We start from the raw sequence: 22,358 nt of genomic DNA, 5'->3' as shown, positions 1-22,358 counted from the left end.
TCTCTGCGGCGATCCCCGGGATGCGGCAGAGCGTCGCGGATGGCGCACACTGCCCCTGCGTGACATCGCCATCGCGTGGCTGACCGCACGTATCGTCACCGCAGCCGCCTACGCCCTGGCCCGTTACATCATCGGGCGGTTTGCCGGCGCGCATCCGAGCGGGGGTGCGCCGCCCAGGCTGACGGGACTGCTCGGCTGGGACGCAGGCTGGTATTCGGCCATCGCCGAGCACGGCTACGCCGGGGTCGGCGAGCAGGGGCTGCGGTTCTTCCCGCTGCTTCCGCTGCTGGCCAGAACGATCGCGGTGCTTCCCGGTCTGGGCGCGCACACCGGTGTCACGCTGGTCGTCCTGGTGAACGTGATCGCGTTCGTCTTTGTCGCGGGGCTCGCCTGGCTGGCTCGAGCGGAAGGCTTCGATGCGGCGGCGGTCTCCCGCACGGTGTGGCTCGCCTCGTTAGCCCCGCCCGCGTTCGTCCTGGTCATGGGCTACACCGAGGCGCTGTGGGGGCTGCTGGCTGTCGGGGTGTTCGCCGGCATCCGCACCCGCCGGTGGGAGCTTGCCGGCGCCTGCGGACTACTCGCCGGGCTGTGCCGGCCCGTCGGCATCCTGCTGGTCGCACCGATGGCGGTCGAGGCCTTCCGTGGGATCGGGGCCGCCGGGGCAACCGACCGGCTGCGCCGCGGGATGGTTGTTGTCTCGCCGGCCGCGGGCCTCGCGGTGTTCTTGCTGTGGACTCGGATCGCCTATGGGGACGCTCTCCTACCGGTCCGGGTTCAACGGCAGGAGTCGTTGCATGGGAGGTCGTCGAACCCTGCCGCGGTGGTCTGGCATGCGGCGCGGGGCATCATCCACGGTGATGTGGGTACCGGCCTGCACGTCCCCTGGCTCGGGCTGTTCGTCGTGCTGGTGGTCGTGATGGCACGGACGCTCCCGTCGTCGTACACGGTGTGGGCGACGGTCAGCATTGCCGCGGTGCTCACCGGCAGCAACCTCGACTCGAGCGAACGGTATGCCTTCGGCACGTTCCCGTTCCTTCTCGTCGCAGCCGCCATGACTCGCCGCGACGAAGTATTGCGTGGAGTCCTCGCGGTGTGCGTCGCCATGATGGTGGTCTACGCGTCTTTGGCATTCCTCGGCCTCTACGTACCGTAACCACATTGTGGTTCGTAGTTCGCGGCGGGCAGAAAACCGCGGGTTCCCCGCTCCTGCTGTCCACCTCGTCGTTACGGTGGCGTCATGGACGTGGAGTACCAGCGGTTGTACCTGCCGCCGGGCACCGACCGGATGCAGGCCCTGACAGTGCTCACCTTGCACGCCGAGTTCGGTGACTGGGAACTGGAGCGGCTGCGCCTGTTGCCCGACGGGTCCCGGCGAGTGGTATTGCGCCGCCCGCGCCGCGCGGGCGGCCTACCCGGCTACCTACCCACCTGATCCGGTCGGCGGGGCGACCGTCGTGTAGCCGTCCCGCCTCCGCCGGGAAGGAGCGCGCTCAGGCCGCGGCACCGGCCATGGTCTGGCAGGAGTTGGCGCACGCCCGGCAGGCTTCGGCCAGCTTCATCATCTGCGCGTCGCCGGGCATCTTCATGCACATCTCGGCGCACATCATGCACATCCGTGCACACATGGCGCACATTTCCTTCTGCATCGGCGACATGCGACACATCATGTCCGCGCAGACCTTCGTGATAGCCGCGCAGTCCATCAGGGTACGCATGTTCATCGCATCCATCATCGTGCCGGGCATGTCCATACAGTAGGCGATGGTCTCCTCGCACATGGATGAACAGGACATGCAGTTGTCGATCGCCCGACGGGTGTCCTCGCTGATCATTTCGGCGTGCTGCACGGAAGCCTCCTCGACGTTGGCGCGGTGCGGGTCACCGCAGCCACTGACGCTGATCGCGTTCGCGCCCTCGCATTCGTGGGTTCCGCGAGAGCTCGAAATCACGATAACCCGTCGTGACGCGCTTGCACACCGGCGCCGCGACGGTGACAATGTCGAGAAAATATCGTTATATCGCCGACAAAGAAGAAATACGTGACATCGGCTCTTTCGGGGTTTTCCGGAGTTCGGAGCGCCCGACAATAGGGTGCTCCAAACTCCCGTCTTTTGTTCCGGTGTACTAGGACGTCGCGTGGCCGGGTTCGTTGGGCCTCACCTCGTCGGAGGCCCCGGACGGACCGCGCGCCGCGAACGGTCGGGCGCCGGTCGGCATGCCCGTGGGCACGGTGGCGGAGGTCCCGGCAAGGGGCATGCGGGCATGCGGCACCACGGGAACGCCACCGAGGAAGACACCGGTGACCGACCCTGGCCGCTCGAACAACGACAGGTCACCCGGGTCCTCGTCGAGGAGGAGCGCGTCGAACTCGTAACCTGGCGCGATGCGGCCGATGCGGTCGGCTACGCCGCACAACCGGGCACCGTTGATCGTTGCGGCGAGCAGTGCTTCGGGGACCGACAACCCGTCCCGGTGCAGATGAGTGATCTCGGCCAGGTTGCCGCCATGACGGTCACGGTGGCGGCAGTCGCTGCCCAAAGCGATGGCGACCCCCGCGTCACGGGCGACGGCGATCGTGTCGGCCAGCAGCGCCTCGGTCGCAAGCGCGCGGTCGGCGGCCCACTGCGGCAGGTACCCAGATCCGGCCAGGTGCGCGAGCTCGTGGTAAGGCGCGAGGGTCGGGACGAGGGTGACCCCACGCTGAGCCATCAACGTTGCCTCACGCTCCGTGAGACCGATCCCATGCTCGATCGAACGGACACCGGCCGTCACCGCCGTGCCGACGGCGGGTGCTCCGAAGGCGTGCGCCATGACCCCGCGCCCGAACGCTGCCGCCTCCGAGACCGCGACGGCAAGATCGGCGGTGGTGAACTCCGGCAACGGTTCGCCTGGGTGGGCCGACATGACCCCGCCACTGGCGAAAACGTGGACCCAGTCGGCGCCGGCCCGCAGAACCCCGCGGACAGCTCGGCGCATCCCTTCCGGCCCATCGACGACATGCTGGGGCCGGCCGGGATAGTCGGGGACGGTGACGGTGGCTGACGCTTCCAGGCCCGGGCCGAGCAGAGCCCCGTCGCCGTGGCCACCCGACCGGGTCAGCCCGATCACCGACACCGCGAGACGCGGACCGGGAACGTGCCCGGCGGTCAGCGAGTCACGGACGCCTGCGTCCGCGCCGCCGGCGTCGCGCAGATAGGTCACTCCGGCGGCGAGGGTGCGGCGCAGCGCCGCCGCCGTTTCAAGGAAACGTTCGGACAACGATGTTGTCAGCAGCTCCAGCGGGTCGTAGGTCGGGAAGGTGACGTGGGCGTGGCAGTCGATCACTCCGGGCATCAGCCACAGCCCGTGGGCGTCGATGTCGACGGCTGTCGAATCCAGGGGAAGATGCGGGCCGACGGCGGTGATACGCCGGCCGCGTACCGCGACATCCACCGGGGCTGTGAAATAGCCGTGGTTGTCGAGCGCATGCACACCACGGAGCACGAAACCGTCGGCAGCGCGGGTGGCGTGCCGGGCCGGGCTGTCGGTTCTGGTACTGGTCATGGGGCCGTTCCTGCCGAAGTATGCTGAAGGTCGCGAACCGCTCCGCCGCTTTTCGTCTACTTTCCGCCGGTTTCCGGGTTGGGATGTCGGATGCTCGGGTCATCGACAGCGGCACCCGCGGGGAGCATCCGAAATCAGCGTCGACAGGCGGTGCTGGATACGCGGCAGGTGTCGAGGTAACGACGGGCCGTGAAGTTCTGTGACTGCGCCGCGTGGGAGGCCGGCACACCGGCCGTCTCAAACCTGGCGCTACGCACGTGTGTCCTCCATTGTCGGCGTCCAGAAGGCTTCCGACACGCACCAAAGCTAACTAACCGTTACCGGCAGGGTCAAGTGTCAGGGCAGCGGGCAGCAGGCCCGCGTCGTGCAGTCGGATGCGGGCAAAGGCGATGGCTTCGGGAGTGGTGGCGAACACCCGCCCGTCGTGGCGCAGTCGGGTGATCACCCCGAGTGCGTCCAGGGGTCGGTGATGATCGGTACGAATGCCGGAGACCAGCACGGTGATCTTGCGGTGTTCCAGTTTCTCGATCGCGTCCCTGAGGACGAGGGCGCCGGTGGCGTCGATGGTGGTTACCCGCGACATGCGCAGGATGATCACCGATACGTCGGCGGTACCGGTCAGCTCCAGAAGAAAGCGGTGGGCTGCGGCGAAGAACAGCGGGCCGTCGAGGCGGTAGGCGATGATGTGTTCTGCCAGCAGGGCACGCTCTTCGCCGCGATGGTCACCGGGCAGGTCCTCGGTGAGGGAAACCTCGACCAGGCGGGCGTTCATGGCGACCGAACGCAGGGCCAGCACCGCGGTCACGGCCAGGCCGAGGATGACCGCCATGACCAGGTCCAGGGCAAGGGTGGCGATCGCGGTCAGCGCCAGGACAACCCCGTCACCGCGGGTGGCACGGGCCATCGCCCGAACCGAGCCGACCTCGACCATGCGGGTCGCGGTGGCCAGCAGCACCCCGGCCAGCGCGGCAAGGGGAATGCGGGCAACCAGAGGTGCCGCGACGAGGACGACGACGGCCAGGACGACCGCGTGGGTGAGAGCGGCCAGTCGGGAGTAGGCACCTGCACGGACGTTGACCGCGGTGCGGGCGATCGCGGCGGTGGCCGGTACCCCGCCGAACAGCGGGACCGCGAGGTTGGCAAGGCCCTGTCCGAACAGTTCCCGGTCCGGATCGTGCTGCTGGTTGACGCTCATCGCGTCGGCGACGGCGGCTGACAGCAGGGACTCCAACGCGGCCAGGGCCGCCACCGCCACCGCCGGGGTGAGCAGCGAGATCAGCATGGACGGGTCGAGGAAGCCCAGCGTGGGTGCGGGCAGCGCGGCCGGGAGACTGCCGATACGGCGTACGTCCAGGTGAACCGCTTCGGCCAGCACTGTGACGAAGGCGACACCGAGCAGGGAGAATGGGATGGTGGGGCGCCGGCGGGCGCCTACCAGCATGACCGCGGCGACCCCGGCGGCAACACCGACTGCGGCCCACCGCGGATGCCGCGCGAACTCTTCGACGGCGCGTAACGCCACCCCGACGACCTTGTCCCCCTTCGGGGTGGGTACTCCGAGCGCGGCGGGTACCTGTTGCAGGGCGATCACGCAGGCGATACCGAGAGTGAACCCCTCTACTACCGGCGCGGGCACGTACCGCATGTAGCGACCGGCCCCGGCTACGGCCAGCGCAATCAGCAACACCCCGGCCAGCAGGCCGACGGTGAGGACTCCGGAACGGCCGTACTGGTGGACGATGGGGACGAGAACCACGGTCATCGCGCCCGTCGGCCCGGACACCTGCAGGTTGGAGCCGCCGAACAGGGCGGCCAGTGTGCCGGCGATCACCGCGGTGGCGAGCCCGGCCGCGGCTCCGAGGCCGGAGGAGATCCCGAATCCCAGTGCCAGGGGCAAAGCCACGATTGCGACCGTCACCCCGGCCAGCAGGTCCCGGCGTGGCTGCCGACGCATCGGGGTGAAGTCGGTGCGGGTGGGCAGCAGCGGCCGTACGCAGGCCCATGCCCCGTCGATCATCCTGATCACGTGCCGATGGTCTCGGTCTCCTGCTTCTCGGTCAGCAGGTCTCCCCTCGGTGCGTCCTTGACCCTTCATCGGTAGCGTCCGACGGGTCAGCAGCACACACTATGTCAGCAATTGAAAAATTTTGCAATTCATCCTCCTGGCAGTTCATGCCTCGGTGATTGGAAGGTCGACTACAGGCAGGCCGGACCATGGTCAGGCCAGGAGCGCGTGGCCCGGTTCGGGACGTTCGCCCACACCGGTGATGCCTGCGACCGGTGGATCCACCGGCTGTCCGGCCGCGGCGCCCTCCGGTTCCCCCGGACCTGGGGCATCCATCGGACCCGCACCGGCGAGGCGGCCACGGAGCTCGGCCAGTTCGGCCCGTACGGCGCGCAGTTCGGAGGCAAGTTCGTCGGCCTGACGTTCCGCGCGTTCGGCGCGAGCACGAGCATCCGCCCTGGCCTCGACGAGAACGGCCTGGCGCTCCTCGCCGACCCGGTTGGCCGCGTCGATACGCCTGTCGGCGTCAGCGTGGATGCGGGCGATCTCGGCGTCGGTACTGTCCCGCAGCCGCACCAGATCGGCGTGGAGCCGGTCGGCCTCCGCCCGGGCCGCCGCCGCGGCGCGCTCCAGGGCATCGGCCCGCGTCAACGCGGAGTCCCTGGCGGCATGGGCGGCCGCGGCCACCTGCGCCGCGTCCTTCCTGGCCTCGGCAAGCGCGGTCACGGCCTCGTCACGGGCCGCCCGGACGACGGCGTCGGCATCCTGGCGGGCCTGGCGGATCTCCTCTGCCGCCTGCCCGCGTGCCGTGGTTACGTGGGTGTCAGCGTCCCGCCGGGCCGTCTCGGCTGCGGCCACGGCCTCGGCTCGGGCGGCTTCGAGCACCGCCTGTGTGTCAGCCCAGGCCGCGGCCTCGGCGTCCCGCTCCGCGTGCAGGCGGGTAAGCCGTTCGTCGAGCTGGTCAACGGCGGCGACCGCTTCGGCCGCGACAGCCTCCGCCTCGACCCGCGCGCCGTGGGCGCTGTGGGCGGCCTGTTCGGCGCGGACCGCACGGGCGATCGCTTCGGCGACCCGCTCGGCGGCTTCCGCCTCGACCGTCTCGACATGTGCCTCGGTGGCGGCCACATCGCCGAGGTTCGCCATCTCGCGGACGAAACCGTCCAGGGTCCGGGTGAGGCCGGCGGCAAGCGTCGTGATCTGCTCGGCCAGCGCGTCAGCCCGTGCGCGTGCACCGGCGGCACGCTCCGGCCCGACCGGTCCTCCGGCCACCGCGTTGCCGGGCTGCATGGACAGCTCACGCCGCCGGCGGTAGGCCGACAGCCGGTTGTGCGTGGGATCATCGCAGTACGCCGGTGGCCGGCCCGGTCCGGCTGGTGCGCTCGGTGGATGCACACATCCTGGATACGCACACGCCACCGGCTCGGTCTCGTTGTTCGCCGTGCCCTCGACCATGCCAACAAGGATGCACGAGTGAGTGAAACAGCAGAACGCGCGGCCACCACGGTTGCGCTCTTCGACCTGGACGGCGTCCTGGTGCGGGGTGACACGTTCACCCGTCTGCTCCGCCGGCACCTGTCGGGCTCCCTGTCGCGCACGGTGCTGGTCGTGCCTGTGCTACCCCTGACGGCCATCCCTGTGCTGCGTCCAACAGCAACACGTCTGATCATGAGGTTGGCGCTGATCGGCTGGGATCCCGCCCGGTTCCGCGCACAGGCCGAGGCGTTCGGCCGTGAGCTGGCGGCCGATCACGGCGTCGCGATCCCCGAGGCTGTGGCCGCCGCACGCAGCCACGGCGGGTCGGGCGGGCGAGTAGTGGTCGTGACCGCGTGCGAGCACGATCTGGCCCGTGCCGTCCTTGACGCACTGGGGCTGGCCGACGTCGAACTGGTCGCGTCCCGCCTGGGCTGGGGTCGCTTCGGGGTCGGCCGGGGCAGCCTGCACAACTACGGACGCGAGAAACCCCGGCAGCTCGCCGCCTACGGGGTGCTACCGCCGTGGGACCATGCGTACGGCGACTCGCCCGCCGACCTACCGATGTTGGCTGGCGCCCGCCGTGCGGTTCTGGTCAATCCCGATCAGGACCTGGTGATTCGTGCCCGCCGCGAACTGGGTAGCCGCCTGGAGATCGTCCGCTGGTAAAGCCGGGATGGTTGGCGGTACCGTGAGCCCCACAAAGAGGACAACCAGTTTGACAAAGGCGACGACTCTGGAAGATCGAGGGCGACAATGGCGGTTCTGGCAGGCAAGGTCGCCCTGATCACCGGGGCCGCACGGGGGCAGGGCCGCGCTCACGCCGTGCGGATGGCCGGCGAAGGCGCCGACCTGATCCTTGTGGACGTCTGCGCCAAGGTGGCACCGACCGGCTATCCGTCCGCCACCCCGGAGGATCTGGCGCAGACCGAACGGCTCGCCACGGACGCCGGCGCGACGGTGCTGGCCACCCGGGCCGACATCCGTGACTCCGGCGCCCTGCGTGGTGTCATCGACCAGGCGGTGGACCGGTTTGGACGTCTCGACGTCATCGTCGCCAACGCTGGCGTGTCCTACTTCCGCCCGTTCCTGGAGATGTCCGACTCCGACTGGGACGACATGATCTCGGTCAATTTGACCGGCACCCAGCGCACTCTGCGCGCGGCGGTGCCGGCGATGGTGGCGGCGGGTAACGGCGGTTCCGTGGTGCTGATCGGTTCCGTCGCCTCTGTGAAGGTGGTCCCCTTCGAGGCGCACTACGTGGCGAGCAAGCACGGGGTCCTCGGTCTGACGCGGGCACTGGCGGTGGAACTCGCGGAGCACCGCATCCGGGTCAACTGCGTGAGCCCTGGTGGGGTCACCACCGCGATGGGCGAGGATCCAGGCATCCCCGAGCTGTTCGCCGACCCGGGCCGGGCCGCGTTGTTCATGGCCAGCTACAACCCTCTGCTCGACCCGCCGATAAGTACCGCCGAGGAGATCGCCGACGCCGTGCTGTGGCTTGCCTCCGACGCCTCCGGCAGCGTGACCGGGCAGAACCTGATCCTTGACCGAGGCGTCACAGTCCGCTGACAGGACCATTCGCTGACAGGACGGAAAGATGCTGACGGGACGGGTCGCTCTGGTCACCGGCGCCGGCCGAGGCCTGGGCGCGGCACACGCGCGACTTCTCGCGGCCGAGGGAGCGGCGGTGGTCGTCAACGATGTGGGCGCCAGCCTGGACGGTCGAACCAGCGGTGAGCAGGTGGCCGCTGACGTGGTCGCCGATATCACGGCGGTGGGGGGTCGTGCGGTGGCAGACACCTGCGACATCTCGACCTTCGCGGGGGCCGCTGCCGCGGTGCGGCGGGTGGTGGACACCTTCGGGCGCATCGACATCCTGGTGAACAACGCCGGGATCATGGACACCTCGGGCGTGGAGGACCTGGCCGAGGACTCCCTCGACCGGGTCCTCGACGTCCATGTGAAGGGCAGTGTGGCCACCACCCGTGCCGCGTTCGCGTACATGCGTACCCAGGCTTTCGGACGGATCATCAATACCATCTCCGAATCCGCGCTGGACATGCGGATGGCCGACTCGATCGCCTATTCCTCCGCCAAGGCGGCAGTCTGGGGGCTGACCATGGCCACGGCGAAGAACGGCGCCCCGTACGGCATCACTGCCAACGCGGTCTCGCCCGGAGCCCGGACCCGTATGTCGGCGGGAGTGCTTGACGCCGGCATGTCCACCGGACTCGACCTCGCGCCTGAACATGTGTCGCGGGTGGTTGTTCTTCTCGCCTCGCCCGGGGCCGGCGACATCACCGGGCGAGTGGTGCACGCCGCCGCCGGGCAGGTCCGCGAGTACATCCTGCGCCGGACCGCGGACACGGACCTGGTGCGCCGCCTGGCCGACGGCTCGACGTCCACCGTCGCTTCCTGACCTCTTCGCCAGCAGCGGTCACAAGATTCTTAAGGTTTGTCAAAGGATACTGAAGAAGATTACGAGATCCGAGATCAACAACAAACGGCTCCCAGGTCATCCGCTGTTCTGTTTCACATTCACAGGTGATTCAAAGAATCGGACTTTATGCTAACACGGACCACCTGAAGAGGCCCCTCCTCCCAGTGATAGCCGGCGGGCGAGGGCCTCGATTCAGCCCGAACCCTGGAGTTGTTCGATGCATAGACGTCCCCTGGCTCTGGCCTCCTTGGGGCTTGGCGTGATGCTCGTTTTGTCAGCCTGTGGCACGTCGTCGTCGACGACGTCGGCCGGTTCCGCCACCGCCGCGAGCGGTTCAGGATCTTCCTCGGATCGTGACCAGATCCAGCAGTGTCTCGCAAAGGCCGGAATCACCATGCCGACCCCTCCCGCGGGTAATGGCGGTAATGGCGGTACTCCCCCGACCGCCATGCCGTCGGCCGCTCCGTCGGCGGGATCGTCGGCGGGATCGGGCAACAACCCCGCTGACGATGCGGAGGTACAGAAGGCTCTCAAGGCATGTGGTCTCACCTTGCCGACCGGAGCGCCGCCGAGTGGAGGACCCGGTGGAGGACCGGGAGGTGCGCCACCGAGTGGTGCGCCCCAGCGCACCACGGCCTGACGTGTCCGAGTAGTCGTGGTGGCCGATCGGTAACCGATCGGCCACCGCAACGGCGGTGAGAGGGGTGTGTGAAGAATCCGGTCGCCGGTCGTCCGCGCGACATCCGGCGGTCAACGCGCTGGTTTGTGGGTTCACTGTCCCCAATGACCCGCAGGCATGAGCGCGTCGGAGTGAAGGTGGCCGGCTTCCCCGAGGCGCGATGGCAGGAGGAGGAAGCAGGAATGGGCGAGATCGTGGTCGAGCGCACTGGCACGGAAAACACCGAGATGGTGGCGCCGATGCCTCCCGTCAACGAGATCGAAGTCTTCCTCATCGGCACCAGCCGCAATCATATAGACGTTCTGTTCACGCTCCCGAACTTCTGACCGCCGCGCCGATCCGACGGTCGGGTGGCGATCGCTCGGGATCCCTGGGCGGCAACGGCTCCAGCTCGCGACCACCGGGTTACACATGCCGACGAAGCGGGTGTTCCTGTGTCGATCCTGTTTGATCTCGGCCTTGCGGCCATCGATATTACTATTAGCGTGTAGTGCCTTCTTCTACCTGAACATCCTTTCCTGCTTGGTGTAGCAGGTTGTGGACTTCCACTAGGCGTAACAAGTTGCGGACAGCTATCGTCACGTTCCGTGACTGACAGGTTGCGCGCCATGTGGCGCACAGGTAATGAGGCCGGCGCGGCCGGCCGGGCAGGGGCTGCGACGACATCGCCCCCGTTGACAAGACGCCGTTCGTCGCGAGTGGTGTTCGCGGGTGCGCTGACACTGCTTTTGGGGTTCACCGCAGCCGGGTCCGCCTCCGCCGCCGCGGCAGAGCGAACCGATATGCCAGACATGTCGGGTATGGCCATGTCGGGCACGCCGAACGACTCGTACTGGAACAGCGTCGGCGGCGAGCCGTTCCACCCGACCGGAAAGGTGCGTACCTACTACATCGGCGCCGACGAGGTGGTGTGGAACTACGCCCCGGACGGACGCAACGACATCACCGACCAGCCGTTCGATTCCATTACGAAAATGTACATCGACTCCGGCTCGGGTCGTATCGGGACAAGCTATCTCAAATGTCTCTACCGTGGCTACACCGACGAAGGCTTCGCTGCGCTGGCGCCGCGCCCTGCGCAGGATGCCTACCTCGGTTTTCTCGGCCCGGTGATCCACGCGGAGGTCGGTGACACCATCAAGGTGGTGTTCCGCAACGGATGCCGCTTCCCGGCCAGTGTGCACCCGCACGGCGTCTTCTACACGAAGGCCAACGAGGGCACACCGTACGCCGACAACACCTCCGGAGAGGAGAAAATGGACGATGCCGTTGCCACCGGCGGCATCCGCACCTACACCTGGCTGGTGCCCGACCGTGCCGGTCCGGGCCCGCATGACGGCAGCTCGGTCATGTGGATGTACCACTCGCATACCAACGAGGTCTTCGACACCAACGCGGGCCTGATAGGCCCGATGCTCATCACCGCCAGAGGGATGGCACGCCCGGACGGCAGCCCCAAGGACGTCGACCGTGAGCTCGTCACTCTTTTCTCGATCACGAACGAGAACGAAAGCCCGTATCTGCAGGAGAACCTGAAGCGTTTCGCAAAGCCTGCCTCCTCGCAGCAGAACGACCAGAGGCTCGCCGGGATCAATGAGCCGCACGGTGTCAACGGCTATATCTTCGGCAACGAACCGATGATCACGATGCGGAAGGGTCAGCACGTCCGCTGGTACGTGATGAGTATGGGTTCCGAGACCGACCTGCACACACCGCACTGGCACGGCAACGACGTGGTGGTCGGCGGGATGCGCATGGACACGGTCGGTGTGCTGCCCGGCACGATGGCCGTGGCGGACATGGTGCCCGACAACGTCGGCATCTGGCTCTACCACTGCCATGTCAACGACCACATCCTCGCCGGAATGATCACCCGGTATCGGGTGGTGTCCGACACCACAGCCTTGGATGGGTCCGCCACGACGATGCCGGTACCGGTAGGAGGCGTCCCCGCAGGTGAGGGTGGGGTAGCCGGGTCGCGCTCATCGTTCCCGGTTGTCCCGGCGGTGGCCGTGGTGGCGATGGCACTGGTCAGCCGAAGCATGATCGCCCGGCGCCGTCGCGCGCTTCTTCCCGGACGTTAGAACATCAGGTGTGCTGCCTGGCCCTGGCCGCCACCCCGACTCCTCCCGGATTGGGGTCGGCCAGGGCCGCGTCACGCGCCGGGATCGGCCTGAACACGCACCTCCAAGCCGTCGTCGACACGCTCGCCAGGCATCCGGGCGGTCGCATGGCGCGGCCGGCCGACCGGCGGTTCCCGGGTTACCACCCTTGCCGGCATCATGAGCTCAACGGTTGAGCGGGCGAGGGTGGTCATTGTCATCAGGAAAGGCGTGTGGGCATGCAGTGGATGAGGAGACGCGACCGGGTCGCACGGGAGCTGAGGGTCGCGGCATACGCTGTCTGCATCCAGGAGGAAAAAATCCTTCTCGCACGTTTTGTCGGCAGGAGCGGGAAGGTCTGGACCCTACCCGGAGGCGGTATTGATCACGGGGAAGACCCGTACTTCGCGGCGATCCGGGAAGTCGAGGAGGAAACCGGCTACCACGTCGTCATCGAATCGTTACTGGGCGTGGACTCGATCCTGCGGCGGTATCCACGTGGGCGCGGTGTCGAAGCCGACCACCACGCCGTTCGAGTCTTCTACACGGCACGAGTGGTCAACGGCGCGTTGCGGCACGAGATCGGCGGTTCCACCGACCAGGCCGCATGGATCGATCTTAACCGGGTCGATGCACTCGACCGGGGCGATCTGGTAGACGTCGCGCTGAAACTCGAACGCACCCGCCCGCCAGCCGGTCGGGTGGACCGCGAACATTCCTGACGTACACCCTTCTGGCACAGGTGTTTCTGGCACAGGTGTTTTGACATATGCAGGTGCCGTTTTCGTCGCGGTCGGCGGATGACAGCGTGCCGGGCCCCGGGCGAGATTCGGTAGTCGAATCCAGCCCGGGGCCCGTGCGCTACCAGGCGGACATTGCCCGGCGCGGGTACTTGTCATACCCGGAGTCATGTCGGGCGCTGTGGGTCAGCTCCTGCCGCCCCAGCAGTGCTTGGATGCGTACCAGGGGTTGGTGCCCTGCTGCGCGTACAGGATGCGCGCACGCTGCCACTGCTCGGCAACGCTCGCGTTCTGCGGCAGACCTGATCCACCCACCCCATGCCAGGTGTCCGGGAGGAACTGGAACAGCCCACCCGCCCCGATCGAGTTCACCACGTTGGGGTTTCCACCCGACTCACAGAGGGAAATGGATGCCAGAACCTGATCCGGTGTTGCCGCACTCGCGGACTGGGACATCGCAACACCGCCACCGATAGCGGCAGCAAGCGCCGGGACAACAACCATCGCACGGGCACGCATGGTGATTCGGGACATAAAAATGCCCTTCCCCACGCCTTCGAGGTGAGCTGTCGGGTTCGGACTGGGAAGTCGCCCGGCCGCGCTACGCGGCTTCACCCCAAGGACGCCTGACTGCGACGCCCAAAAAAATGGTTCCCCCGCTCCTGCCATTTTTTGATGTTCGTCGGACGGGGCAGGATTCGGCGTGCCGTCCGACGGCGCCTTCCTGGTCGAAGGCACGGCGAAGACCATACACACATCGCCCGTCCAGAAGGCAAGGCAGTCCACCGCGCAGTGAAGAGGCGCACATTAAACGTCCGATGTTGACGGTGGTAAACACGACCGGTACCGCGCCCGCGCGCACGCACACCGGTCACAGCACGTACGCACACCGGTCACAAAATGATCGGCGCCGTTCCATCCCGGCCGGATACGGAATCGTCACCGCATCCTCACGCACCGACTTTGATTGCGCGTTTCGCGTTACGTAAGCAGTCGGGTCGACCGGGTGGCGATCGCGGAACGAGTACCGGTACGCGTATGGTCGGGGCCTGCGATGTCATTTTCGGACTGATCCGGCCGTCAGTGGTCGTGTCCTTGACCGGTTCTCCACAACCGGTTCTCAGCGCAGACAGCCGGAGATCGGACAGTCGGAGAGGCGAACGAAACGGAAGCCGGAACCGGTCAGTCGGGGCACCGCAGCGGCGATCCCCTGGGCGGTGCCGCCGGACGGGTGGTTCATGTGGCCGATGACGACCGATCCGGGCCGTGCGGTGAGCACGGCGTGCGTAACCTGGTCGGGGGTGAAGGTCGCCCCGGCATCGCCGTTGACGTCGAAGTTGACGACGCGTTCACCGAGATCGGCGACGATGCGTGTCGCTACGTCGTCGCAGTGTGCCGTACCTGATCGGAAGAACCCCGGCGGATGGCCAAGGAGCGCGTTGAGTTTGTCCCGGTTCCCGGCGACCTCGTCGAAGACCTCGCCGACGTTGTGTGTGCCGGTGATGCCGTAGGCGGACCGACCGGACACCGACAGCGGGCGGTGGAACGTCCCATGGTTGGCGATCTCGAACAGCGGGTCGGTGGCGAGATCGTGGAACACCTGGGGGTTGGCGTCGATCCAGCGGGAGTTGAGGAACAGGGTTGCCGGTACCCCGTGTCGGCGGAGAAAGTCGGTCAACGCCTGGTCGTAGCCGTTGCCGTGTGGCCCGCCGCACGCGTCGAAGGTCAACGCAATCACTCTGTCGGTGGTGGGCAGCGTCGTGGTCACCCCAGGGACTTCGGTGCCCCAGGCGATGGGGCGGATGCGCCCGTAGCGGACGATCATGTCGTTGCGGGTCACCGCGCCGGTTACTGGCGCCGGGCTGGCCGAGGACACGACGGCGATCGAGGAGCCTGACCCGGTTTCCTCCGACCTCGAGCCTGGTACGGCAGCAGGCCCCGGCCGAGGGGTCGAGGGGTGTGCCTGGCCGGCACAACCGGCAAGGACGGTGCTCGTCCCGGCTGCCAGCAGGGCGCGACGGCTCAGTGACAACCGTCCTCCTTCTCCTTCTTCTTCTTCTTCACATCGACCGGTTACGGCCATCATGGTGGCAGAAGAGAAGGCACGTGGGCACGGCTAGCCGAGATCCATTTTCTTGATCTGGTTGGAGTGAACGGCATAGATGAACGGTCCCGGTTCGGCACATGCGGTGACGATCGCGCCCAGATTGTCGATCAGCCGCCGGGCCATCTCTGCTGTAGCAGCCCGTCAGGGTCTGGGTAGGACGCCTTCGGCGAGTTGCCCGGCGGTGGCGCCCGGCCCGGGCCTGACCGTCAGCTCGCCGTTCTGGATGATCTCGCCGCAGTGGCTGCAGTGCAGTCGTGGGTCGGCGTCGTGGCCGCAGGTGGTGTGTACCGGCACCCGCGGCGGTCCGCCCGGCGTGGCGTACCGGTCGCCCCACTGCAGCAGGGTGATGATCACCGGGTTGAGGTCGACGCCCTTGCGCGTCGGAACGTACTCGTAGGACTCCGGGTGCTCGCTGTAGCGCCTGCGCCGCAGGAGTCCGTGCTCGACGAGCACCTGCAGGCGATCGCTGAGGATGTTGGGCGCGACCCCGACGTTTCGTCTGATCTCGGCGAACCGGCGGCGGCCGAGGAGAACCTCGCGCATGACCAGCAGCGTCCAACGCTCGCCGACGATCTCCAACGCTGCCGCGATCGAGCAATTCTGATCTGTGAACGGACGGTACGGCACCAGGTCATCCTAACCGACCTGATTGCATTTCGATAGCAGCCTCTGCTACGGTGCCGATCCGCTTGCAAAACGCTACCTCCTGGGGGGGTTGCCGGTGCCACGCCGCTGGAAGGTCCTGACGCTGGTGTCGATCGGGGTTTTCATGGTCAGCCTCGACCTGTTCATCGTGAATGTCGCGTTCCCGAAGATCGAGGGTGACTTCCGCGGGTCGAGCGTGTCCACGGTCTCGTGGGTACTGAACGCCTATGCGATCGTGCTGGCCGCGCTGATGGTCTCGGCGGGTCGGGTGGCCGACCGGCATGGCCGGCGCCGCGCGTTCCTGGTCGGCCTGTTGATCTTTATCGTAGGCTCGGCCCTCTGTGGGGCGGCTCCCTCGGTCGGGGCACTGGTCGGGGCGCGAGTCGTGCAGGCTGTCGGCGCGGCGCTGCTGCTGCCGACGTCCCTGGCGCTACTGCTACCCGAATTCGAGCCGGCCGAGCGTCCAGCGGCAATCGGTGTCTGGGCGGCGATCGGCGGGCTCGCAGCCGCGGCGGGACCGCCCGTCGGCGGGCTTCTGGTCCAGGCGAGCTGGCGGCTGGTGTTCCTGGTCAACGTGCCGGTCGGACTTGCCGCGCTGGCGTACGGCATGCGCCTGCTGCGGGAGAGCCGCGACGAGACGCAGCAGCGTCCTGACCTGCTCGGCTCCGGGCTGATCATCGTGGCCGTCGGGGTGCTGGCACTCGGCCTGGTCAAGGCTCCTGGCTGGGGATGGAGCGACGCGCGAACCATCGCCGCGCTCGCGGGCACGCCCGTCGGCCTGCTGGCATTCTGGGCACGCTGTCGCACACATCGGTCCCCCGTCATCGATCCCGCCATGCTGCGGGTCCGGGCTTTCATGGCGGCGAACGTCGCGTCCCTGTTCTTCTCGGCGGCCTTCGCCGCCTTCCTGCTGGGTAACGTGCTGTTCATGACGTCGGTGTGGCACAACTCGGTCCTCGTCGCCGGACTCTCGCTGACGCCGGGGCCGGCCACGGCCGCCGCCTTCGCCGCGACGTCCGGGCGGTACATCAACCGCTTCGGGCAGCGCACACTCGGCACCCTGGGTATCGTGCTGTTCAGCCTCGGCTGCCTGTGGTGGCTGCTGCGTATCGGCCAGTCACCCAACTACGCCGGCGAGATGCTGCCCGGCCTGCTCATCACCGGCATCGGCGTCGGACTGGTCCTACCGAGTCTCGCCAGCGCCGCATCGTCCGCCCTGCCCCCGACACGCTTCGCCACCGGCTCGGCGGTATTCACCATGACGCGTCAGACCGGTTTCGTCCTCGGAGTCTCGATCTTCGTAGCCGTCCTCGGGACGCCCAGCCCCACGCATCCGGTCACCGCGTTCGACCACGGCTGGATCTTTATGATCATTGTCGGCGCGCTCGGCGCTTCAGCCGCGCTGTTCATCGGCCGCGTCCACCGCGCGCCCACCGGCACGGCTGGCACGACTGACACGAAGCCACAGGTCGCGGTCGGGGCATGACTGTCCGGTCTCGCTGAAGGTGCTCTTGTCTCAGAGAAGTTGCGTCGATCCGCCGGTCCGTCTCGGCGAAAATGCCTATGACTTCCTGTCCGTTCCCTGCGAGGTTGGGACCTTCTCGCGAAGCCGCGTTGGACCAGGTCGATTCCCAGGTGATCTGGGCTGTGAGTGGCGGCTTTGCCCGGTCTGTCGCTGTTGTCGTCGCTGCACGTCCCGGTTGAGCTGGCTTTTCTCACTGGATCTTGCGTGTGTCAGGGTTGCGCCCATGAGTGACGCGATGGACACGCAAGGTGTGACGTCGTCGGATGTCGGGGAGGTCGAGCTCTTGTGGGTGGAGGGCGCCCGGGAAGTGCGCCAGCCGCTGACGTCGGTGCGCACGGTCGCGTTCGAGGACGTCGCTCCGGTTCGGGACTTTCCGTCCTACCGGGGGCAGCGGCATTTCCCGGGGTTGTACTGGTCGGCGACGATGGGGCGCCATGTCGGGTTCGAGTCCTGGCTCGAGCGTGACCATGCGATGCTCCTCGACTTCGACCCGCTGGTCGTGGGGTTCGCGTCGCAGCCGTTCTGGCTGCGGTGGCGGCGGGATGGTTCGCCGGGCGGCGCGCGGTCACATGCGCCGGACTACTTCGCACGGGCGACGGACGGATCCGGGCTGGTGGTGGACTGCCGGCCGGTCGACCGGGTCGATGCACGGTCGGCGGAGTCGTTCGCCACGATGCGACGGGCGTGTGAGCAGGTCGGCTGGTCGTATCGGCTGGTCGGCTATCTCGACGGGGCGCGGGTGACCAACCTGCGCTGGCTGGCTGGCTACCGACATCCCCGGTTCGGCGAGCCTTCCAGTCTGGCTGCCGCGGTCGCCGCCGCGTTCGCAGTGCCGGCGCCGTTGACGGGGCAGGCCGCGACGGTCGGGGATCCGATCGCCGTGCTCCCGGTGGTGTTCCACCTGCTCTGGGCCGGGCGGCTGACAGCGGACCTGTCCATGCCGCTGAGCGATCGGACGCTGGTGCGCCGAAGCGGGCGGCCATGAGTGGGCCGCGGGGGGTCTTGCGTGTCGGCGACCGTGTCCGCGCCGAGGGGCGGGTGCAGACGGTGGCCGGGCTTGCCGGAACGACGGTCACGCTGGTCGACGAGCGGCAGGTCGCGTCCTTGGTGATGTTCTCGTATCTGGTCGGTTCCGAGGGTTTCGAGCTGCTGGAGTCGGGGCCTGACGCTCCGGGCCTGCCGCCGTTCGGGCTGTTGGACACCGTCCCGGAGGGTGTCTTGGCGCGGGCCCGGTTCTTCGAGCGCCACCTGGCCGAAGTGGAGACCGGTCTCCCACCGGATGCGCCGGAAGGGACGAGGCCGCGTCCAGAGCTTGATCCGGCCTGGCGCACGCTGCAGGAACGGATCGCGGCGAAGGCCGCAGAACTGACGGCCGGGGGCACGGCGGTGTCGGAGGCGACGCTGCGACGCATGCGGACCCGGTGGCGGGAGCAGGGAGTCTGGGGCCTGGTCGATCGCCGGGCGACCCGCGGCTCGGCGCCGGCGGGTGAGCGGTGCGACGAGCGGCTGGTCGCCGTGGCGCGCGAGGTGCTCGCGGCGCAGGAGAACGTCTCGACTGGCACCCGCGGCCGGGTGATGCGCCAGATCGAACGACTCCTGGCGGAACGGCACGGCGAAGGCGTCGTGCCGGTGCCACCGAAGTCGACGTTCTACCGGCTGATCAACGACCTTGCCCAGGGGCGGCACAGCTTCGGGCAGGCGACCACCCGCAGGTCGCAGGCACGGCGGCCGGAAGCGCCGTTCACCCCGACCATGGCGGCGAGGCCTGGGGAGATCGTCCAGATCGATACCACTCCGCTCGACGTGCTCGCGGTCCTCGATGACGGGGTGACCGGCCGGGTCGAGCTGACGATCGCGGTCGATGTCGCTACCCGCAGCATCTGCGCCGCGGTGCTACGGCCGGCGGGGACGAAGGCGGTGGACGCGGCGCTGCTGCTGGCCCGAATGTTGGTGCCCGAACCGCTGCGGCCGGGTTGGATCGACGCGCTGCGGATGTCGGCGTCGCTGATCCCGCACGCCCGCCTGATGGGCATCGACGCGCGCCTTGAGCACGCCGCGGCGAAACCGGTGATCGTCCCGGAGACGGTCGTGATCGATCACGGCAGGGTGTTCGTCTCCGAGACGTTCCTGACGGCGTGTCGGACGTTGGGTGTCTCGGTGCAGCCAGCGCGGCCGGCGACCCCGACCGACAAGGGCGTCGTCGAGCGGACTTTCTCCTCGATCAACACACTGTTCTGCCAGCACGTCGCCGGCTATGTCGGGTCGAACGTCACCGAGCGGGGCGCCGACGTCGAGGCCGTCTGGACGCTGCCCGAGCTCGCCGACCTGTTCGCCGAGTGGATCATCGCCTGCTGGCAGGCCCGACCGCACGACGGACTACGTACCCCGTTCCTGTCAGGGCGGGCGCTCTCCCCGAACGAGGCGTACGCGCTGCTGGTCGCCCGGTCCGGCCATCTGCCTGTCTGCCTGGACGGTGACGACTACGTCGAGCTGCTGCCGGTGGAATGGCGGAAGATCAACGACTACGGCATTCGGATCGACTACCGCACCTACGACTGCCCGGAACTGGGCCCCTACCGCCGCCAGCCGTCAGGCGTCGAGACCAAAGGCGGCCTCTGGGAGGTCCACCACGACCCCTACGACCTGTCTCACGTCTGGGTCCGGGACTCCCGGCAGGGTGGCTGGATCACCGTTCCGTGGACCCGGCTGGGCTCGGTCTCGGCGCCGTTCGCGGACTTTACCTGGCGGCACGCCCGCTCGCTGCTGGCCGTCCGCGGCCAGGACGACACCGACGAACGGGCCATCGCCGCAGCGGTCGAGGACCTGCTGACCCGCGCCGCGACAGGCCCAGACCGCCGCGTCGCGGCACGCACCCGCGCCGCGACCGCCACCACGCCGCCACGTCCTCGGCCAGCCGGCGACCCTGCGACGTCCGACGCCGACGAACCCGCCGACGAGCCGGCGGCCCCGGTCGTCGCCTTCGGCGTGTTCGATGCCTTCACTGACGGGGCCTGACCGTGAGCCAGCTGGCCAGCCCGGACGATGCTGGCCACCCGTTGACAACCAAGGAGGGGTGGGCCGCGTTCGTCGACGAACTCGTCGCGCCGCCGACCCCGCTCGCCCCCGCGGCCCTGCAGCGGCTGACCGAGACCGAGCGGCGGGACTACGACACGGCTCGCGAGGACTACCACGCCCAGCTCGTCATCGTGTCCACGCCGACGATCCGGCACGTCACCGCGACCGGTCGCGCCCGCATCCAGCTCAACCGCCGCCAGCACTCGGCCCGCCGCGGCCTGATCGTCTCCGGGGCCGCCGGCACCGGGAAAACCACGGCGATCACCCAGCTTGGGAAGAACTACGAGCAGCTCACCCGCCGCCGCGGCGAACTGCCGCCGGGCGGCCTGCCGGTGATCTACCTGACGGTCCCGCCGGCCGCGACCCCGAAGATGCTCGCCGTCGAGTTCGCCCGCTTCCTCGGCCTGCCGCTGCCCGCACGACTCAACCAGATCGACATCACCAACAGGGTCTGCGACCTTCTGACCACCCTCGGCTGCCGGCTCGTGCTCATCGACGAACTGCACAACCTCGACATCGGCACCCGAGTCGGCGCGGAAGCATCAGACCAGATCAAATACCTCTCCGAGCACCTCGCCGCGACCTTCGTGCTCGCCGGCGTCGACATAGAGGGCACCAGCCTGTTCGCTGGCCGCCGCGGCGGCCAGATCGCCAGCCGCTACAGCCTCATCCCCACCAGCCCGTTCCGCCACGCCACAGCCCCCGAACGCGACGCCTGGCGGGCGCTCGTCGTCACCCTCGAAGACGCGCTGCGCCTGCACAACCACCAGCCCGGAACGCTGCTGAAACTCAGCCCCTACCTGCACGAACGCACCGGCGGAATGATCGGCAGCCTGTCCCACCTCGTCCGCGAGGCCGCACTGACAGCCATCCTCACCGGCACCGAGAAGATCACACGCGCTGGGCTGGACGCCGTCGAACTCGACGAAGCCGCCGAACAGCAGAACCCCACCCGCCGACGGAAACACCGAGGCACCCCGAAGCGCACAGCGTGACGACCCACGTCCGAAGCCTGCCGATCCCGCCACCACCGATGCACGGCGAGACGATCGGCTCCTACCTGCACCGCCTCGCCGACGCCAACCACACCACCGTGACCACCCTGGCGGTCGTGCTCGGGCACGGCCGGCGCTACCAGCGCGCCGACGACACCACCGACGGCTGGCCACCCGAGGCATTGCCCCGACTCGCCGCCCTGACCAGCAGGACCATCCCCGCCCTCCTGCACGCCCTGCCCGCACTGCGCGCCCTCGACACCACGAACCCGGACATCCCGCCCGGCAGCGAGCAACACCACGTCATCCGACTGGCCTGCCGCCTCTGCGCGGCCCGCCTCGGGATCCACAACCTGGTCCTGCGCCGCACGGCCGACCACGAACACCTCTGCCCCAGCCACCGGCGCTGGCTCACCGGCAGTGACCAGCTCGACGTCTCCCCGCTGCCCGATGTGCTCCGCGCGCACAGGCACCACCACCGGATCCAGCGACGCCACGGCCGCCGCGGCACCAGCCCGGCCTATCCCGAAGCCGCGCGACTGACTCTCCAATGGTTCCGCACCAGCAGCCCACCCGAACTGCACCACCGCTGGAACCAGCGCCTCGCAGCCCTGCCCACCGAACCCTTCGGTGATCCCCACCGCCCCTCCGACCAGCGCGTCGAACTCGCCACCTACCCCGAAAGCGTCATCCTGACCAGCCTGCTCACGTCCACGCACTGGCGGCACCACGACCGGCTACCCGCCGAGGCATCCCGCCGCCTCGGCATCCCACACCACGACCTGACCGCCGACCTGCCACCGAAAAACTCAACTTCGATGAGAAAACGCCCACCGACGTCCCAGCGAACCTGTCCCATGCCAGGTCACGACCACCCCGACGAACATGATCCTTGGGAAGAACGCAACACACCGGCCGGCGCGGCCAAAACGACACACGGACAGGCCCCCGCCGGATTCCCATCGAACTTGTCCGAGTCCAGGTCACAGCTTGATCACCAACCATGATCCTTGGGAATGGACACTTCCT

20 protein-coding genes and 1 riboswitch are annotated in these 22,358 nt (G+C 68.2%); of the genes, 13 read left to right on the top strand and 7 right to left on the bottom strand.

Annotation, left to right across the window (positions count from 1 at the left end; translation table 11 throughout):
* A partial coding sequence (locus tag NBW77_RS00490; RefSeq protein ID WP_349816932.1) for a mannosyltransferase family protein occupies positions 1 to 1,153 on the top strand: 1,153 nt, incomplete at its 5' end.
* A gap of 84 nt (positions 1,154 to 1,237) precedes the next feature.
* The gene (locus NBW77_RS00485; RefSeq protein WP_131746831.1) at positions 1,238 to 1,432 is read left to right on the top strand and encodes a DUF5703 family protein; all 195 of its coding nucleotides are present in this window, start codon (positions 1,238 to 1,240) and stop codon (positions 1,430 to 1,432) included.
* A 58-nt stretch (positions 1,433 to 1,490) separates the two neighbouring features.
* Here NBW77_RS00485 and NBW77_RS00480 read toward each other — a convergent pair whose 3' ends face one another.
* From NBW77_RS00480 to NBW77_RS00465, 4 genes are all read right to left on the bottom strand, one after another.
* Positions 1,491 to 1,949, bottom strand: a complete 459-nt coding sequence (locus tag NBW77_RS00480) for a four-helix bundle copper-binding protein (protein WP_242605837.1) — start codon at positions 1,947 to 1,949, stop codon at positions 1,491 to 1,493.
* A 175-nt stretch (positions 1,950 to 2,124) separates the two neighbouring features.
* On the bottom strand, positions 2,125 to 3,543 hold the full coding sequence (locus NBW77_RS00475; RefSeq protein WP_131746830.1) for a metal-dependent hydrolase family protein: 1,419 nt from the start codon (positions 3,541 to 3,543) through the stop codon (positions 2,125 to 2,127).
* A 310-nt stretch (positions 3,544 to 3,853) separates the two neighbouring features.
* On the bottom strand, positions 3,854 to 5,560 hold the full coding sequence (locus NBW77_RS00470) for a SulP family inorganic anion transporter (protein WP_131746829.1): 1,707 nt from the start codon (positions 5,558 to 5,560) through the stop codon (positions 3,854 to 3,856).
* Between the two features lie 201 nt (positions 5,561 to 5,761).
* Positions 5,762 to 6,940, bottom strand: a complete 1,179-nt coding sequence (locus NBW77_RS00465; RefSeq protein WP_165486086.1) for a coiled-coil domain-containing protein — start codon at positions 6,938 to 6,940, stop codon at positions 5,762 to 5,764.
* Positions 6,941 to 7,018: 78 nt separating this feature from the next.
* On the opposite strand from NBW77_RS00465, the gene NBW77_RS00460 reads away from it, so the two are divergent.
* The 6 genes from NBW77_RS00460 to NBW77_RS00435 all read left to right on the top strand — a co-directional run bounded on the left by NBW77_RS00460 (position 7,019) and on the right by NBW77_RS00435 (position 12,964).
* Positions 7,019 to 7,687: a haloacid dehalogenase-like hydrolase gene (locus tag NBW77_RS00460; protein WP_165486085.1), complete on the top strand. Its 669-nt coding sequence runs from the start codon at positions 7,019 to 7,021 to the stop codon at positions 7,685 to 7,687.
* Between the two features lie 87 nt (positions 7,688 to 7,774).
* The gene (locus tag NBW77_RS00455; RefSeq protein WP_131746827.1) at positions 7,775 to 8,590 is read left to right on the top strand and encodes a mycofactocin-coupled SDR family oxidoreductase; all 816 of its coding nucleotides are present in this window, start codon (positions 7,775 to 7,777) and stop codon (positions 8,588 to 8,590) included.
* Positions 8,591 to 8,618: 28 nt separating this feature from the next.
* Positions 8,619 to 9,440 carry an SDR family NAD(P)-dependent oxidoreductase gene (locus tag NBW77_RS00450; RefSeq protein WP_131746826.1) on the top strand — a complete coding sequence of 274 codons (822 nt, stop codon included), beginning with the start codon at positions 8,619 to 8,621 and terminating at the stop codon, positions 9,438 to 9,440.
* 729 nt (positions 9,441 to 10,169) lie between these two features.
* Entirely contained in the window at positions 10,170 to 10,466 is a 297-nt protein-coding gene (locus NBW77_RS00445) for a hypothetical protein (protein WP_131746824.1), read from the top strand.
* A 282-nt stretch (positions 10,467 to 10,748) separates the two neighbouring features.
* Positions 10,749 to 12,224 (top strand): multicopper oxidase domain-containing protein, encoded by a 1,476-nt coding sequence (locus tag NBW77_RS00440; RefSeq protein WP_250279115.1) that lies wholly within the window; start codon positions 10,749 to 10,751, stop codon positions 12,222 to 12,224.
* A gap of 257 nt (positions 12,225 to 12,481) precedes the next feature.
* Positions 12,482 to 12,964 (top strand): NUDIX hydrolase, encoded by a 483-nt coding sequence (locus tag NBW77_RS00435; RefSeq protein ID WP_207387016.1) that lies wholly within the window; start codon positions 12,482 to 12,484, stop codon positions 12,962 to 12,964.
* A 204-nt stretch (positions 12,965 to 13,168) separates the two neighbouring features.
* Here NBW77_RS00435 and NBW77_RS00430 read toward each other — a convergent pair whose 3' ends face one another.
* The 3 genes from NBW77_RS00430 to NBW77_RS00420 form a co-directional block, all read right to left on the bottom strand.
* Positions 13,169 to 13,516 (bottom strand): transglycosylase family protein, encoded by a 348-nt coding sequence (locus NBW77_RS00430; protein WP_242605836.1) that lies wholly within the window; start codon positions 13,514 to 13,516, stop codon positions 13,169 to 13,171.
* A 2-nt stretch (positions 13,517 to 13,518) separates the two neighbouring features.
* Positions 13,519 to 13,696, bottom strand: a riboswitch (cyclic di-AMP (ydaO/yuaA leader).
* Between the two features lie 406 nt (positions 13,697 to 14,102).
* Complete coding sequence (locus NBW77_RS00425) at positions 14,103 to 15,014, bottom strand: polysaccharide deacetylase family protein (RefSeq protein WP_242605835.1); 912 nt, start codon at positions 15,012 to 15,014, stop codon at positions 14,103 to 14,105.
* Positions 15,015 to 15,230: 216 nt separating this feature from the next.
* Complete coding sequence (locus tag NBW77_RS00420) at positions 15,231 to 15,716, bottom strand: winged helix-turn-helix transcriptional regulator (RefSeq protein ID WP_250279114.1); 486 nt, start codon at positions 15,714 to 15,716, stop codon at positions 15,231 to 15,233.
* Between the two features lie 94 nt (positions 15,717 to 15,810).
* Between NBW77_RS00420 and NBW77_RS00415 the strand changes: the two genes are divergently transcribed.
* The 5 genes from NBW77_RS00415 (at position 15,811) to NBW77_RS00395 (ending at position 22,336) form a co-directional block, all read left to right on the top strand.
* Positions 15,811 to 17,220, top strand: coding sequence for a DHA2 family efflux MFS transporter permease subunit (locus NBW77_RS00415; RefSeq protein ID WP_131746822.1), 1,410 nt, complete (start codon positions 15,811 to 15,813; stop codon positions 17,218 to 17,220).
* Positions 17,221 to 17,494: 274 nt separating this feature from the next.
* Positions 17,495 to 18,244 (top strand): TnsA-like heteromeric transposase endonuclease subunit, encoded by a 750-nt coding sequence (locus tag NBW77_RS00410; RefSeq protein WP_207387014.1) that lies wholly within the window; start codon positions 17,495 to 17,497, stop codon positions 18,242 to 18,244.
* Complete coding sequence (locus NBW77_RS00405) at positions 18,241 to 20,274, top strand: TnsB C-terminal domain-containing protein (protein WP_250279113.1); 2,034 nt, start codon at positions 18,241 to 18,243, stop codon at positions 20,272 to 20,274. The genes NBW77_RS00410 and NBW77_RS00405 overlap by 4 nt, the downstream gene beginning before the upstream one ends.
* Positions 20,275 to 20,276: 2 nt before the next feature.
* The gene (locus NBW77_RS00400) at positions 20,277 to 21,329 is read left to right on the top strand and encodes a TniB family NTP-binding protein (RefSeq protein ID WP_250279112.1); all 1,053 of its coding nucleotides are present in this window, start codon (positions 20,277 to 20,279) and stop codon (positions 21,327 to 21,329) included.
* The gene (locus NBW77_RS00395) at positions 21,326 to 22,336 is read left to right on the top strand and encodes a TniQ family protein (protein WP_131746821.1); all 1,011 of its coding nucleotides are present in this window, start codon (positions 21,326 to 21,328) and stop codon (positions 22,334 to 22,336) included. Before NBW77_RS00400 ends, NBW77_RS00395 begins: the two co-directional genes overlap by 4 nt.
* The last annotated feature ends 22 nt before the right edge of the window (positions 22,337 to 22,358 follow it).

Origin of the sequence: Frankia sp. Cppng1_Ct_nod (assembly GCF_920656135.1) — a bacterium.
Classification (GTDB): domain Bacteria; phylum Actinomycetota; class Actinomycetes; order Frankiales; family Frankiaceae; genus Protofrankia; species Protofrankia meridionalis.
This window is presented reverse-complemented; position numbering and strand designations above follow the sequence as displayed.

Excerpts from the sequence above, each read along its gene's own strand:
- NBW77_RS00405 (WP_250279113.1), top strand. The coding sequence starts at position 18,241 with ATGAGTGGGCCGCGGGGGGTCTTGCGTGTCGGCGACCGTGTCCGCGCC.
- NBW77_RS00475 (WP_131746830.1), bottom strand. The coding sequence starts at position 3,543 with ATGACCAGTACCAGAACCGACAGCCCGGCCCGGCACGCCACCCGCGCT.
- NBW77_RS00410 (WP_207387014.1), top strand. The coding sequence starts at position 17,495 with ATGGACACGCAAGGTGTGACGTCGTCGGATGTCGGGGAGGTCGAGCTC.
- NBW77_RS00430 (WP_242605836.1), bottom strand. The coding sequence starts at position 13,516 with ATGTCCCGAATCACCATGCGTGCCCGTGCGATGGTTGTTGTCCCGGCG.
- NBW77_RS00455 (WP_131746827.1), top strand. The coding sequence starts at position 7,775 with ATGGCGGTTCTGGCAGGCAAGGTCGCCCTGATCACCGGGGCCGCACGG.
- NBW77_RS00470 (WP_131746829.1), bottom strand. The coding sequence starts at position 5,560 with ATGATCGACGGGGCATGGGCCTGCGTACGGCCGCTGCTGCCCACCCGC.
- NBW77_RS00450 (WP_131746826.1), top strand. The coding sequence starts at position 8,619 with ATGCTGACGGGACGGGTCGCTCTGGTCACCGGCGCCGGCCGAGGCCTG.
- NBW77_RS00435 (WP_207387016.1), top strand. The coding sequence starts at position 12,482 with ATGCAGTGGATGAGGAGACGCGACCGGGTCGCACGGGAGCTGAGGGTC.
- NBW77_RS00485 (WP_131746831.1), top strand. The coding sequence starts at position 1,238 with ATGGACGTGGAGTACCAGCGGTTGTACCTGCCGCCGGGCACCGACCGG.
- NBW77_RS00440 (WP_250279115.1), top strand. The coding sequence starts at position 10,749 with ATGTGGCGCACAGGTAATGAGGCCGGCGCGGCCGGCCGGGCAGGGGCT.